Origin of the sequence: Antribacter soli (genome assembly GCF_021568775.1) — a bacterium.
Classification (GTDB): domain Bacteria; phylum Actinomycetota; class Actinomycetes; order Actinomycetales; family Cellulomonadaceae; genus Antribacter; species Antribacter soli.
In genome coordinates, this window is sequence record NZ_JAKGSG010000035.1 from 110,210 (window position 1) to 123,257 (window position 13,048).

Below are 13,048 nucleotides of genomic sequence, written 5' to 3' on the forward strand. Positions count from 1 at the left end.
CTCATGACCAGGATCTTCGCCACGTCCGACCTGCACTTCGGGCACGCCAACATCATCAGGTACTGCGGCCGGCCGTTCGCAGGGGTGGCGGCCATGGACGAGCGGCTCGTCGATCTCTGGAACGAGACGGTCGGGCCGCAGGACACGGTGTGGGTGCTGGGCGACGTCGCGCTCGGCGACCTGGACGAGTCGCTCGGCCTGGTCGGGCTGCTTGCCGGGCACAAGATCCTCGTGCCCGGCAACCACGACCGCTGCTGGCTCGGCGAGCGCAGCTTCCGCAAGGGCTCCGCCGACGACGTCGCGCGCCGCCTCGCCGCGGCCCGCGCGCGCTACCTCGACGCGGGCTTCGCCGAGATCGCCGACGACCCCGCCCCGATCGCCGTCGGCGGCTCGACGGCGAAGCTCTCGCACTTCCCGTACGTCGGCGACTCGAAGGAGGCCGACCGCCACGTCGAGCACCGGCCCGCCGACGAGGGCGGCTGGCTGGTCCACGGCCACGTCCACGACAAGTGGCGCCAGCGGGGCCGGATGCTCAACGTCGGCGTCGACGTGTGGGCCGGACGCCCCGTGCCGCTCGAGACGCTCGCCGGCCTGATCGAGGCCGGCGAGCAGGATCTCGAGCGTCTGCCCTGGTACGGGTGACGGTTCAGCGCACCGCGAAGAACCCGTCCGGGTCGTACGCCGCGTGGACCGTGCCCAGGCGGTCGAGCGTGGCCGACGGGTAGGCGCGGGCCAGGTCGGCGCCCGTGAGCGAGCCCATGAAGTTGACGTACCCCGCGTCCCCCAGGCCGATCGCCTGCTCGGTCGCCGCCAGCCACGCGCGCGCCCCGGGCACGGCCTCCGGCGACGCCGCCGCGACTGCCTCCGGGACCGGCATCGCGGCAGTGACCATCACGCGCCGGTCGCGGTGCGCGAACGCCGTCGCGTCGGGCGCGACCCGCGCGATCGCCCCGCCGAGGGGCCGCAGGTTGACGACCGCGAACCCCGGGGCGCCGACCACCCGCTCGATCACCGTCGCCGCCCACGCCTCGTCGACCACGTCGCGGAACCCGGTGCCCACCACCGGGACGGCCGGCCCGAGGTCGGGGCCGCCGGCGAACAGCGCCGGGTAGGGCATCGCGGCCAGACCGTCGACGACCGGGCCGAGCGCCCGCAGCGGCGCGAGGCCCGCCTCGGCCCGGTCCGGCTCGCCGGACCAGCAGGGAAGGACCAGGACGATCGGCGTGCCGTGCAGCTCCGCCGGGATCGCCGGCATCGGCGGCGCCTTCATGACGTTGATGATGGCGGACACCTCGTCGGGCCCGGCCAGCACCGCCTCGAGCGCGCCCGCGAGCGCGGCCGGCGTCGCGGGCAGTATCAGCATGCCGCCCGTCACCGTCGCGGTGGGGTGCAGGCGCAGATCGAGCCGGGTGACGACGCCGAGGCCGCCGCCCCCGCCGCGCAGCGCCCAGAACAGGTCGGGGTTCTCGTCGGCGTCGGCGCGGACCACGGAACCGTCCGCGAGAACCACCTCCGCCCCGACGAGGTTGTCGATGGTCAGCCCGTCGCGGCGCCCGAGGTGGCCGACGCCGCCGCCGAGCGTGAGCCCTGCGACGCCGACTCCCCCGGTGTCGCCGAACCCGGTGGCGAGGCCGTGCTCCGCCGCGGCCTGCGTGTAGGCGATCGCGGAGACTCCCCCGCCGGCCGAGGCGACCCGGGCGGCCGGGTCGATCGTGACGTCCGCCAGGAGGCGGGTGTCGATGACGAGCGCGCCGTCGGCCGTACCGAGCCGCGCGTAGCTGTGGCCGCCGCTGCGGACGGTGACCGGAAGGCCCGCGTCGCGAGCTGCCCGGACGGCCGCCGCGACCTCCGCGGTGTTCCCCGGCCGCGCGACGGCGGCGGGCGTGCGGGGCTCGCCCGTGAAGACGACGGCGGCCGCCTCGGCGAAGCCGGGGGCGTCGGGTAGGACGAGCCGCTCCCCCAGGACGGCCTGGAGCCCGTCGAGAGCCCGGGACACGGGGGTGGCGTGGCTGTGGGTGGTGCCGTGCGTGGTCATGCTTCCCCTTCGTCGTGCAGGTTCGTGCGATGTGGTGGTGCACTTCCTTCGATGGCTAATCCTTAGACATCGAATGTTCTGCCGTCAAGAGGTTCGGCTACGCTCACCCCATGGAAGACGGTGCGGGCGAGCGGACCGCGATCGCGATCGAGCTCTGGGACGCGGTGCAGCGTGTGACGCGGACCTTCGACCGCGTGCTCGCCGAGCACGGCGGCACCCGCCCCGTCTGGTTCATCCTGCTGGCGCTCGGCACCGGCAGACCCGCCACGCAGCGCCAGCTCGCGGCCGCGGTCGGCATCCGGGAGGCGACGCTCACGCACCACCTGCGTGCCATGGAGGACCGCGGCCTGGTGACCCGGCACCGCGACCCGGCGAACCGTCGCGTCCAGCAGATCGAGGTGACGCCCGAGGGCCTGCGCCTCTTCGCGGAGCTCAAGGAGGCCGCCGTCGACTTCGACTCCCGCCTGCGGCACGCGCTCGGCTCCCGCGAGGACGTGGTCGCCTTCCGCGGGGCGCTGCGCCGCCTGACCGGCACGGTGCCCGGCGGCCCCGCGACGGTCCCGTTCGAGTAGCCGCCTTCCATCCCTCCGAGGCTAGGTCACGGCTCGCCGGAGCACCGTGCCAATGGGCGACCGGTCGAGCAGGCCGCTCGTGCAGGTGGCCTGTTCGACCGGCCCGCGACCGGCCCGTTCGCCAGGCCACCGGGCACCTAGTTTCGTGGCATGAAGAACGGCCTCTCCGTCTCCCAGGGTGCCGCCCTGATGGTCGGCGCGGTGCTCGGCACCGGCGTCATCTCGCTCCCGGCGCTGGCCACCCGCACGGCCGGCCCGGCGTCACTGGTCGCGTGGGCAGCGCTGGTCGCGCTCTCCGTACCGCTCGCCGTGACCTTCGCCGCGCTCGGCGCGCGCCACCCGGACGGGGGCGGCATCGCGACGTATGCGCGGCTCGCGTTCGGCGACCGGGCGTCGACCGCCGTGGGCTGGGCGTTCTACCTCACCATCCCCGTGGGCGCGCCGGCGGCGGCCGGGTTCGCGGCCGCCTACGTCGCGGACGCGACGGGTGGCGGCCCGCGCACCGCGCTCGGCGTCACGGTCGCGGTCATCGCCCTGTGCGCGGTGCTCAACTGGTACGACCTGCGGCTGTCCGGGACGGTGCAGCTCGCCGTCGCGGGCGTGATCGCGCTCCTCCTCGCGGTCGCCGTGGCCGTGGCCCTGCCCCACGTGCAGCTCACGTACCTTGCGCCGTTCGCCCCGCACGGCTGGGCGGCCGTCGGGTCGGCGGCGGCACTCCTGGTCTGGGCGTTCGCCGGCTGGGAGGTGCTGGGCTCGCTCGCGGCGGAGTACCGCGACCCGCAGCGGGACATCCCGCGCGCGACGGCGGTCGCCGTCGGCGTGGTGGGCGTGCTGTACCTCGGCGTCGCCTTCGCGACGGTCGCCGTGCTCGGCCCGCGGCCCGGCCCGGCGCCGCTGTCGGACCTGCTCGTCCGCGGCTTCGGCGAGGCCGCCCGCCCGGTGACCGCCGTCGTCGCGCTCCTGCTCACGATCGGCGCGATCAACGTGTACTTCGCCGGCGGCTCCCGGATGGGCGCGGCGCTCGCCCGCGACGGGGCGATGCCCGTGTGGCTCGCCCGCGGCTCGGGCTCCGGCGAGGTGCCGCGCCGGTCGCTCGTCGTGATCGTGACGATCGCCCTGGGCGTCACGGCCGCCCTCGCCCTGCTGGACCTGCCGACCGACGCCGTGCTGCCACTCGCGACCGGCACGTTCGCCCTGCTCTACGTCGCGGGCACGGCCGCCGCCCTGCGGCTCCTGCCGCGCGGGACCGCCGCGTGGTGGTGCGCCGCGGTGTCGCTCGCCGCAGCGCTCGCCCTGCTCGCCGCGACGGGCGCGCACGTGCTCGCGCCGCTCGGGCTCGCCCTCGCGGGCGTCGTGTGGACGGTGCTGCGGCGGCCCGCGCCGCCGGCAGCACGCGAGCCCGCGCCTGCAGCACCCGAGCCCGCGCTCACCGCTCCAGCAGCCGGGCCAGCTTCTCGATCCCGGGCCGGATCGACGACGTGACGGCGGCGCCGTACCCGAACACGAACCCCTCCCGGCACGGCCGGACCGCATAGTCCGCGAGCGCGTCGAGGGCGACCGACCGCCGTCGGGCACGGGCGGCGACCGCCCGGGCGTCCCCGTCGAAGTAGGCGGCCACGTGCAGGCCGGCCGCCGACGGCACAGGCTCGAGCGGCAGCCCGGCGAGGGCGTCGAGGAGGATCGCGTGCCGCTCCGCGTAGACCGCCGACGCGCGGCGGACGTGCCGGGCGAGCAGGCCGTCGTCGACGAAGCCCGCGAGGGCGGCCTGCACGTGCACCGGCCCGTACCCGTCGCCGAGCTGCCGGGCGGCGAGCAGGGCGCCGCGCAGCGAGGCCGGCGCGACCAGGTACCCCACCCGCAGCGCAGGCAGCAACGACTTCGAGAACGTGCCGACGTACACGACCCGCCCGTCCCGGTCGAGGCCGTGCAGCGTGTCCAGGGGGCGGCGGGCATGGCGGAACTCGCTGTCGTAGTCGTCCTCGACGATCGCCGTGCCGTGCCGCGCGGCGTGCGCCAGCAGGGCACGCCGGCGCGCGAGCGACAGCGGCAGGCCGAGCGGGAACTGGTGCGAAGGGGTCGTGTACACGAGCCTCGCCTCAGGGGGGACCTCGTCCACCACGAGGCCCTCCTCGTCGACCCGCACCGGCACGACGCGCGCGCCGTGGGAGGCGAAGAGGTCCCGTGCGGCCGGGTAGCCGGGGTCCTCGACGGCCACGGTGTCCCCCGGCTCGAGCAGCACGCGCGCCACCAGGTCCAGGGCGTGCTGGGCGCCGTGCGTGACGATCACGTCGTCCGGGTCCGCCCGCACACCGCGGGCGAAGCCCACCGACCGGGCGACGGCCTCGCGCAGGCGCGGCAACCCGGCAGGGCTGCCGTACGTCCCGGGGGCGTGGTCGCGCAGGCGCGACTCCGCCGCCAGCAGGCGCCGCCACGCGTCGAAGGGGAAGAGGGAGGCGTCGGGCAGGCCCACCCGGAAGTCGTGCTCCGGGACCGGCGCGTCGCCGGAGACGGGGAGCGGCGCCCAGCGCCACGAGGCTCGGGGTCGCAGCGCCCCGGCTGCCCGACGTCGGCCCGCGGCACCGGCCTCGCCCCTCGCCTCGGCCGTGACGTACGTGCCGGAGCCGGTCCGCGACTCCAGGTAACCCTCCGCCACGAGCCGCTCGTACGCGGTCGCGACGCTCGCGCGGGAGACCCCGAGGTCGCGGGCCAGGGAGCGCGTCGAGGGCAGCCGTTCGCCCGCCGCCGCGCGGCCCTGCGTCATCGCCTCGCGCAGGGCGCGGTACAGCGCATCGCTGCGCCCGGTGCGAGCCGGCAGGTCGACGACGAGGTCCACGGGGCGATCATGCACCAGAGTCGGGCGAGAGCGCGCGAGACCACCTCAAGGTCGCTCTGAGCGCCGGTAGAGCGACCTGGAGGCGGTCTCGCGCGTTCCCCGCGTCGGACTGGGTCAGGCCCGGACGAAGCGGAGAAGAACCTCGTTGACGTCGGCCGCGTGGGTCCAGAGCAGGCCGTGCGGGGCGCCCTCGATCTCGACGTACTCCGCCTCGGGGAACGACTCGTGGAACGGGCGGCCCGTCGCGTCGATCGGGAGGATGTTGTCCGAGGTCCCGTGCAGGATGAGCGAGGGCTTGCCCGCGGCCCGGACGGCCTCGACGTCGGCCCGGAAGTCCTCGATCCAGGTCGGGACCACCGCGTACGCGGCCACCGGCGCGCTGACCGTCGCGGTGTTCCAGGAGGCCGTGACGACCTCCTGGCTGATCCGGGAGCCCAGGGTCTCGTCGAGGTTGTAGAAGTCCTTGTAGAAGTTGGTGAACCACGCGTACCGGTCGGTGCGGGCGGCCTCGGCGATGCCGTCGAACACGGACTGCGGCACACCGTTCGGGTTGTCGTCGGCGGCGACGAGGAACGGCTGGAGCGAGGCCAGGAACGCGAGCTTGGCGACCCGCTCGTGGCCGTACGTCCCGACGTAGCGGGCGAGCTCGCCGGTGCCCATCGAGAAGCCGACGAGGATGACGTCGAACAGGTCGAGGGTCTCCAGGACGGCGTGGAGGTCGGCCGCGAACGTGTCGTAGTCGTAGCCGGTCCCGACCTTGCTCGACGCTCCGAAGCCGCGGCGGTCGTAGGTGATGACGCGGAAGCCGGCGTCGATCAGCTCGCGGGACTGGAGCTCCCAGCTGTGGCCGTTCAGCGGGTAGCCGTGGATGAGCACGACGGGCTGGCCGGAGCCGTGGTCCTCGTAGTAGAGCTCGATGTCGGTGCTGTTCTCCGTGCCGACCTTGATGAAGCCCATGATGTGGTCCCTTCATGTCCTGAGAACGATCGTTCTCATGCCGATGTGAGTTACCTTAGAGAACGCACGTTCTCAGCGCAAGCCGAACGCACGAAGTCTGGAGGGAGATCCGATGACGCAGGACGAGGCGACGCGGGACCGCGTGGTCCGGGTAGCGGACGAGCTGTTCTACACGCGCGGCGTCCAGGCCGTGGGAATGGACGCGGTGCGCGCCGCGGCGGGCGTGCCGCTCAAGCGCATCTACGCGCTGTTCGGCTCGAAGGACGAGCTGATCCTCGCCGTGCTGCGGCACCGCATGTCGGTGTGGGACGCCGGGATCGCCGCCGAGGCCGAGCGGGCCGCGACCGCCCGCGACCGGATCCTCGCGATCTTCGACTTCCTCGACGCCTGGTTCCGCGAGCCGGACTTCCGCGGCTGCGGCTTCATCAACGCGTTCGGCGAACTCGGCGCCGCCTCCCCCGCCGTGACGGAGGCGGTGCGCGAGCAGAAGAGCACCTTCCAGGAGTACCTCGCCCGGCTGGTCGCCGAGACCGGCGCCCCGGCGGACCTCGCGCCGCAGCTCGCGATCCTCGCGGAGGGCGCCCAGACGACGGCGGCCATCTCCGGCACTCCCGAAGCCGCCCGGCAGGCGCGAGCGGCCGCCGTGACGCTGCTCGATGCCGCCATCCACCACGCTGGGGACCTGGTTCCGGGATGAGCCCGGCGCGGACGCAACAGTGCGCCGCGCCGGTGTCCCAGGGTCAGACTCCTACGAGGTGATCCGCGTCCTGACGCTCCTTGTCCGCCTTGTAGGTCGCGATGTCGGCCGCGGCGAACAGGAGGTCGGCGCCGTCCCTGTGGCAGTCGAGGACGCCGGCTTCGAGCAGGTCGATGATGTGCAGCGTCGAGCAGCCGAGCAGCCGAGCAGCCTCCAGCGTGCTGAGGTCCTCGTGCTCTTGCCTCTGCGCTTCTGTGAATTCAGTCACAGATCCAGTCTGGTGGGAAAGCGGCTCCCGAGTCCAGTCGAAACGCTGCGATTCTCGCAATCCGAGACCTGAAAATCTGGGCTCGAAGAGGCGCCTGGAATGAACAAATTCACCGCGAGAATCCCTATGCCTGAAAGATGCCCGAAATCCCACGGATCATGCCGATGTGTCACCGGCTCCCGGATGCGCGGGATCGCGCGGCACGGACCATCCGTGCCGCGCGATCCCGTTCCGCCCTGCGTCAGCCGTCAGCCGGCCAGCTGCTCGCGCACCCGGCGCGTCGCCTCGACGAGGTGGCGCAGCGCCGGCGTCGTCTCCTCGTACCGGCGGGTCTTGAGCCCGCAGTCCGGGTTGACCCACACGAGCCGCGGGTCGATCGCCCCCGCGGCGAGCGCCACGAGCTCGGCCACCTCGTCGACGGACGGCACGCGCGGCGAGTGGATGTCGTAGACGCCCGGTCCGACGCCCCGGTCGTAGCCCGCCTTCGCGAGCTCGGGCACGACCTCCATCCGCGAGCGCGCCGCCTCGATCGAGGTCACGTCGGCGTCGAGGCCGTCGATCGCGCCGATCACGTCGCCGAACTCCGAGTAGCACAGGTGCGTGTGCACCTGCGTGGCCGTCGCCGCGCCGGCCGTGGCCAGCCGGAACGACCGCACGGACCAGTCGAGGTACGCGGGCCGGTCGGCCTCGCGCAGCGGCAGCAGCTCGCGCAGCGCCGGCTCGTCCACCTGGACGACGCCGATCCCCGCCTGCTCGAGGTCCGCCACCTCGTCGCGCAGCGCCAGGGCGACCTGGGCCGCGGTGTCGGCGAGCGGCTGGTCGTCGCGGACGAACGACCACGCGAGGATCGTCACCGGGCCGGTGAGCATGCCCTTGACCGGCTTGGCGGTGAGCGACGCCGCGTACTCGGACCACTCGACCGTCATCGGAGCCGGGCGGGACACGTCGCCCCACAGGACCGGCGGGCGCACGCACCGCGACCCGTACGACTGGACCCAGCCGTGCTGGGTCGCCACGAACCCGTCGAGGCGCTCGGCGAAGTACTGGACCATGTCGTTGCGCTCGGGCTCGCCGTGCACGAGCACGTCCAGCCCGAGCTCCTCCTGCAGCGCCACGACGTGGGCGACCTCCGCCCGCATCGCCGCCGCGTAGTCGGCGTCGGACAGCTCGCCGCGCGCGTGCGCGGCGCGCGCCGCGCGGATCTCGGCCGTCTGCGGGAACGACCCGATCGTCGTGGTCGGCAGCACCGGCAGGCCGAGGCGCTCACGCTGGACGGCGGCACGCTCGGCGTAGGGGGCACGGTCCAGGTCGGCGCCGGTGAGGGCCGCCAGGCGCTCCCGCACCGCCGGGACGGCGACGCCGGCCGCCGCCCGGCGCGCCGCGACCGCCGCGACCGAGGCCGCCAGGTCGTCGGCGACCGCCGCTCGCCCGCCGGCGAGTCCGCGCGCCAGCACGGCCACCTCGCGGACCTTCTGGTCCGCGAACGCCAGGCCGCCGGCCAGGGCCGGGTCGAGGCGGGTCTCGTCGTCGACGTCGTGCGGCACGTGCAGCAGCGACGTCGACGTACCGACCGCCACCGCGCCCGCGCCGAGCTCCGACACCCGCTCGAGCAGCGAGAGCCGCTCGGCCAGGTCGGCCCGCCACACGTTGTGGCCGTCGATCACGCCGGCGACCACCAGCTTGGACGCGAGGTCCGGGAGGGGCGCCGCCGGCAGCGCCCCGCGGACCAGGTCGAGCGCCACGCCCTCGACGCCGGTGCCGGCGAGCAGGGCCAGCGCGTCCCCGCGCTCGCCCTGCAGCCCGCCGTACGGCGCGGCCACGAGCACCGCGGGCCGTCCGGAGCCGACGGCGGGCGCCGTGAGCGTGCCGTACGCCGACCGGACCGCGTCTGCGACCTCTCCGAACGGCACGTGGCCGTCCGTGACGAGCGCCGGCTCGTCGAGCTGCACCCACGGCGCGCCCGCGGCGGCGAGCCGGGCGAGCAGCTCGCCGTACGCGGCGACGACCTCAGGCAGCCGGTCCAGCGGGGAGAAGTCGGGGGCCGCGCCGTCGGCCGCCTTGCTGAGCAGCAGGAACGTGACGGGACCGACGAGGACGGGACGGGTCACGATCCCCGCGTCGCGGGCCTCGGCGAACTCCTGCACGACGCGGTCGTCGCTGAACCGGACCGGCGTCCCGGGCCCGATCTCCGGCACGAGGTAGTGGTAGTTCGTGTCGAACCACTTGGTCATCTCGAGCGGGGAGTCCTCGCCCGAACCGCGGGCCAGCGTGAAGTACTCCTCGAGCGTGAGGCGGCTTCCGCGGGCGTGGTCGCCTGCGTCGCGCCCGAACCGGGACGGCACGGCGCCCAGCAGGGCGACCACGTCGAGGACCTGGTCGTAGAAGGAGAACGAGCCGGGGACGGCGCCGGAGCCGGCGTCCAGGCCGAGCTCCACGAGCCGGCGCGCCGTGGCGAGCCGCAGGTCGCGGGCCGTGGCCTCGAGCTCTTCGACAGTGGTCCGGCCGGCCCAGAAGGCCTCCAGGGCCCGCTTGAGCTCGCGCCGCCGGCCGATGCGGGGGTAGCCGAGAACCGTCCCGGACGGGAAGGGGTTGTTCGTCATGAGCATTCCTCAGGTGGGTCCCGGCGCAGCGCGCAGGGAGCATCGGGTGAGAAGTCGCTCACGACCGGCGGCCCTCAGGCCAGGCCGGGCACGCCCCGGCGCAGTGCGCACCGGGGTCGTCCCGCCGCCGAGGTGCACGCCCTCGGACAGGTCAGAGCCATGGAATTCATCGCACCTGGCGGTAGCACCTATACGTCGGGAGGCTTCCCTCGGCAGGTTGCTGCGGCGTCGTCGAGCCAGGTCTCTCGGCCGCTCTGGATGGTTGACACGACCCTACGCACACCGCGCCCGGGAGCCAAGCAAGGGTCGCAGTGTGAGACGCCCCGGCGAGCACCGGTCACGCCGGCTGCAGGCGCTCCGCCTCGTCCCGGGCCCGCCGCGCGTCGTCCGCGTGACCCAGCTCGTCCCCGATCCTGGCCAGGACGCTCAGCGAGCGGGCCAGACCGGCCCGGTGCAGGTCGTGGCCCGCGCGGACGAGCTCGCGACGAAGCTCGACCGCCTCCCGTGCGGGGGCGAGGGCCTCGACGAAGCGGCGGTTGTCCGCGAGCTGCGCCGCCTGGTTCGTGAGGGCCGCCGCCAGGTCCGGCCCGAACCGGCCGGGGTTGCTCGAGGCGAGGATGCGGCGCACCGCCAGCGCCTCCGTCGTGGGACCCAGCGCGTCCTGCGGCCGGTTCAGGTCGGCGTACGTGGCGCCGAGGTTCAGCAGGGCGTCCGCGAGGTCGGGCCCGAAGCGTCCCGGCACCTGCCCCGCGAGGCGACGCCGGATCGTCACGGCCTCCATCGTGGGCTCCAGGGCGTCCTCCGGGCGGCCGAGCTCGCTGTACCGGACGCCGAGGTTGGACAGGGACGCCGCCAGGTCCGGCAGGTGGCGACCGGGGCTGCGCTCCGCCAGCTCCCGGCGCACGGAGAGCGCCTCCCGCTCGGCGGCGAGCGCCTCGATGGGCCGAGCGAGCCGCGAGTACGTGACGCCGAGGTTCGACAGGGCGTCCGCCAGCTCCGGCCGGAAGCGCTCGGGCATCGTCCGCACCAGGTCCCGGCAGGTCGCCACCGCCTCGCGGCCCGCCGACAGCGCCTCGCCGGTGCGGCCCAGCACCGAGTAGAGTCCGCCGAGATTCGACAGCACCCGGGCCAGGAAGGGCAGGTACCCCGGGTTGCTCCGGGCGAGGTCACGCCGGATCGCCACCGCTTCCTCCGTCGGCGGCACCGCGCGCGCGACCTGGCCCACCTGGGCCAGCCGCACGCCCAGCTGGGCCAGCGCCGCCGCGAGGTACGACTGGTACGCGTCCGGGTTGTCGCGGGCGAGGGCGCGCAGGATCTGCACCGACTCCTCGGTCGGCGCCAGCGCCTCGTGCACGCGCCCGAGGCCCGACAGGCGGATCCCCAGGTTGCCGAGCGCGTACCCGAGCTCCGGCAGGAACCGGCCGGGGCTGCGCTGCACCTGGGTGCGCAGCAGGACGACCGCCTCCCGCGACGGCGCGTAGGCCGCCTCCGCGCGCCCGAGCTCCCAGTACGTCGCGCCGAGCCAGGTCAGGACCGACGCCAGGTGCCCCTCGTGCACCCCCGGCTCGCGCTCGACCAGGTCGCGCAGCAGCGCGACGGCCTCCTGCTGCACCGCGCGGGCGTCCTCGAGGCGGCCGACGTCCTGGTAGCTCAGGCCGAGGTCCCGCAGCGCCAGCGCCAGTCGCGGAAGGAAGCGGCACGAGTCGCGGTCGGCGAGCTCGCGCAGCAGCTCGACCGCCTGCGTCTTGACCGGGACGGCCTCCGCCGCGCGGCCCGACCTGCCCAGGGCCATGCCGAGCTCGCGCAGCGCGGCCGCCCGCTCCTCCGTGACGCCCTCCGGCACGAGGCCCAGCGTCCGCTCCCGGACCGAGACGCGCAGGGGTGCGGTGGCGAGCGACCGGCCCGGCAGCGCGCCGAAGACGGTCGTCAGCAGCTCCAGGTCGTCCGGCAGCCGGTCGACGGCCTCCCCCAGCAGCTCGACGGTCGCGCGCAGCTCGTCCGGGCGGCCTGACCGCTCGGCGGCCGCCCGGACGAGCAACGTGGCTGCGCGGAAGGCGGGGTGGACGGAAGCGGTCGGTGCCGCGTCCAGCGCGGCGCCGACCGTGCCGGGTGGCAGACCGCCGAGCGCCGACACCACCACGTGCTCGGCGAGCGCGTCGGGCTGAAGCGGCCCGGCCGACGGGTCCCCACCGGGCGCGCTGCCGACCAGCGACGCGAGCGCGGCGGCCTGCCCGCCGTCGTCCCGCCACAGGAGTCGGGCGAGATCCCCGAGGCCGCCCGGCCCGCCTCCGAGCACCCGGGCGAGGGCGGTCGCGTGCAGATCGAGCACCCGGGCGCCGGACGACCCGACGACGTGCGACGCCGGCACGGGGCGGCCCAGCGCTGCGGCGAGAGCGATGGCGGCCGCCAGGACGACGGCGGCGTCGTCCTGGTCCTCCGTGAGCCGTGGGTCGAGGTCGGTCCCCGCCTGGGCGTCGGCGAGCAGGCGCCGCACGGCCAGCTCGTCGGTCTCGAGGCGTTCCCACCACTCGCCGGCTGTCCGGGCGAGCAGCAGGACCCGCACGGTGCCGCGGGCGACGGCCGCGTCGCGCAGGAGCTGCGCGAGGCCGGGGCGGGACTCGGCGCGGTCGACCACGATCAGGACGCGGCGCGCGCGCAGGCCGAGGGCGTCGGTCACGGCGTCCGCCTCGCCGCCGTCGGGCACGGCGAGGACGGCCCAGCCGGACCGGACGAGGCGGCGGGACAGCTCGACGGCGAGCCGCGTCTTGCCGACGCCACCGGGACCGGTCACCAGCCGCACGCCGGTGCCGCGCCCCTTGCGGGCCCAGGCGAGAAGGTCGGACAGCTCGGGCTCCCGCCCGGTGAACGGGACGACCTCGAGGGCGGGGTCGAGGAGGGCTGCGGGCGTCGCGGGCGGGCGGGGCGCGCCGTCGTCGCGCGCGCCGCCCTGGTCAGGCACCGGCGCGCGCCACACGCTGCGCACCGTCCACCACAGATCGGCACGGTGCGGTCCGCCGCGACGCCCCACGAGCGACAGTGAACCGTACCCAGACCCCATAAACCAGACCCTTCGCCCTCTTGACCGG

10 protein-coding genes and 1 riboswitch are annotated in these 13,048 nt (G+C 75.1%); of the genes, 4 read left to right on the forward strand and 6 right to left on the reverse strand.

The window, feature by feature from the left end:
* The first annotated feature begins 3 nt into the window (after positions 1 to 3).
* Positions 4 to 642, forward strand: coding sequence for a metallophosphoesterase (locus L1785_RS13140; RefSeq protein ID WP_236089717.1), 639 nt, complete (start codon positions 4 to 6; stop codon positions 640 to 642).
* 4 nt (positions 643 to 646) lie between these two features.
* On the opposite strand, the gene L1785_RS13145 is transcribed toward L1785_RS13140, so the two are convergent.
* Positions 647 to 2,035: an FAD-binding oxidoreductase gene (locus L1785_RS13145; protein WP_236089718.1), complete on the reverse strand. Its 1,389-nt coding sequence runs from the start codon at positions 2,033 to 2,035 to the stop codon at positions 647 to 649.
* Between the two features lie 110 nt (positions 2,036 to 2,145).
* Here L1785_RS13145 and L1785_RS13150 point away from each other — a divergent pair, with 110 nt between their 5' ends.
* Both L1785_RS13150 and L1785_RS13155 read left to right on the forward strand, forming a co-directional pair.
* Positions 2,146 to 2,607: a MarR family winged helix-turn-helix transcriptional regulator gene (locus L1785_RS13150; RefSeq protein ID WP_236089719.1), complete on the forward strand. Its 462-nt coding sequence runs from the start codon at positions 2,146 to 2,148 to the stop codon at positions 2,605 to 2,607.
* Positions 2,608 to 2,757: 150 nt separating this feature from the next.
* Positions 2,758 to 4,089, forward strand: coding sequence for an APC family permease (locus tag L1785_RS13155; RefSeq protein ID WP_236089720.1), 1,332 nt, complete (start codon positions 2,758 to 2,760; stop codon positions 4,087 to 4,089).
* Here L1785_RS13155 and pdxR read toward each other — a convergent pair.
* Together pdxR and L1785_RS13165 are read right to left on the reverse strand one after the other, a co-directional pair.
* On the reverse strand, positions 4,034 to 5,440 hold the full coding sequence (gene pdxR, locus L1785_RS13160) for a MocR-like pyridoxine biosynthesis transcription factor PdxR (protein WP_236089721.1): 1,407 nt from the start codon (positions 5,438 to 5,440) through the stop codon (positions 4,034 to 4,036). The genes L1785_RS13155 and pdxR overlap by 56 nt on opposite strands.
* A 114-nt stretch (positions 5,441 to 5,554) precedes the next feature.
* Positions 5,555 to 6,397, reverse strand: coding sequence for an alpha/beta fold hydrolase (locus tag L1785_RS13165; RefSeq protein ID WP_236089722.1), 843 nt, complete (start codon positions 6,395 to 6,397; stop codon positions 5,555 to 5,557).
* A 112-nt stretch (positions 6,398 to 6,509) separates the two neighbouring features.
* Between L1785_RS13165 and L1785_RS13170 the strand changes: the two genes are divergently transcribed.
* Positions 6,510 to 7,094, forward strand: coding sequence for a TetR/AcrR family transcriptional regulator (locus L1785_RS13170; RefSeq protein WP_236089723.1), 585 nt, complete (start codon positions 6,510 to 6,512; stop codon positions 7,092 to 7,094).
* Positions 7,095 to 7,137: 43 nt separating this feature from the next.
* Here L1785_RS13170 and L1785_RS13175 read toward each other — a convergent pair whose 3' ends face one another.
* The 3 genes from L1785_RS13175 to L1785_RS13185 form a co-directional block, all read right to left on the reverse strand.
* Positions 7,138 to 7,362: a helix-turn-helix domain-containing protein gene (locus tag L1785_RS13175; RefSeq protein ID WP_236089724.1), complete on the reverse strand. Its 225-nt coding sequence runs from the start codon at positions 7,360 to 7,362 to the stop codon at positions 7,138 to 7,140.
* A 248-nt stretch (positions 7,363 to 7,610) separates the two neighbouring features.
* Complete coding sequence (metE, locus tag L1785_RS13180) at positions 7,611 to 9,962, reverse strand: 5-methyltetrahydropteroyltriglutamate--homocysteine S-methyltransferase (protein WP_236089725.1); 2,352 nt, start codon at positions 9,960 to 9,962, stop codon at positions 7,611 to 7,613.
* Positions 9,963 to 10,125: 163 nt separating this feature from the next.
* Positions 10,126 to 10,227: riboswitch (SAM riboswitch) on the reverse strand.
* A gap of 72 nt (positions 10,228 to 10,299) precedes the next feature.
* Positions 10,300 to 13,020, reverse strand: a complete 2,721-nt coding sequence (locus L1785_RS13185) for a tetratricopeptide repeat protein (RefSeq protein ID WP_236089726.1) — start codon at positions 13,018 to 13,020, stop codon at positions 10,300 to 10,302.
* Between the last annotated feature and the right edge of the window lie 28 nt (positions 13,021 to 13,048).

Bases quoted from the DNA above. Each gene is read 5' to 3' on its own strand.
- L1785_RS13155 (WP_236089720.1), top strand. From the start codon at position 2,758: ATGAAGAACGGCCTCTCCGTCTCCCAGGGTGCCGCCCTGATGGTCGGC.
- L1785_RS13165 (WP_236089722.1), bottom strand. From the start codon at position 6,397: ATGGGCTTCATCAAGGTCGGCACGGAGAACAGCACCGACATCGAGCTC.
- L1785_RS13170 (WP_236089723.1), top strand. From the start codon at position 6,510: ATGACGCAGGACGAGGCGACGCGGGACCGCGTGGTCCGGGTAGCGGAC.
- L1785_RS13150 (WP_236089719.1), top strand. From the start codon at position 2,146: ATGGAAGACGGTGCGGGCGAGCGGACCGCGATCGCGATCGAGCTCTGG.
- metE (WP_236089725.1), bottom strand. From the start codon at position 9,962: ATGACGAACAACCCCTTCCCGTCCGGGACGGTTCTCGGCTACCCCCGC.
- L1785_RS13140 (WP_236089717.1), top strand. From the start codon at position 4: ATGACCAGGATCTTCGCCACGTCCGACCTGCACTTCGGGCACGCCAAC.
- L1785_RS13145 (WP_236089718.1), bottom strand. From the start codon at position 2,035: ATGACCACGCACGGCACCACCCACAGCCACGCCACCCCCGTGTCCCGG.
- L1785_RS13185 (WP_236089726.1), bottom strand. From the start codon at position 13,020: ATGGGGTCTGGGTACGGTTCACTGTCGCTCGTGGGGCGTCGCGGCGGA.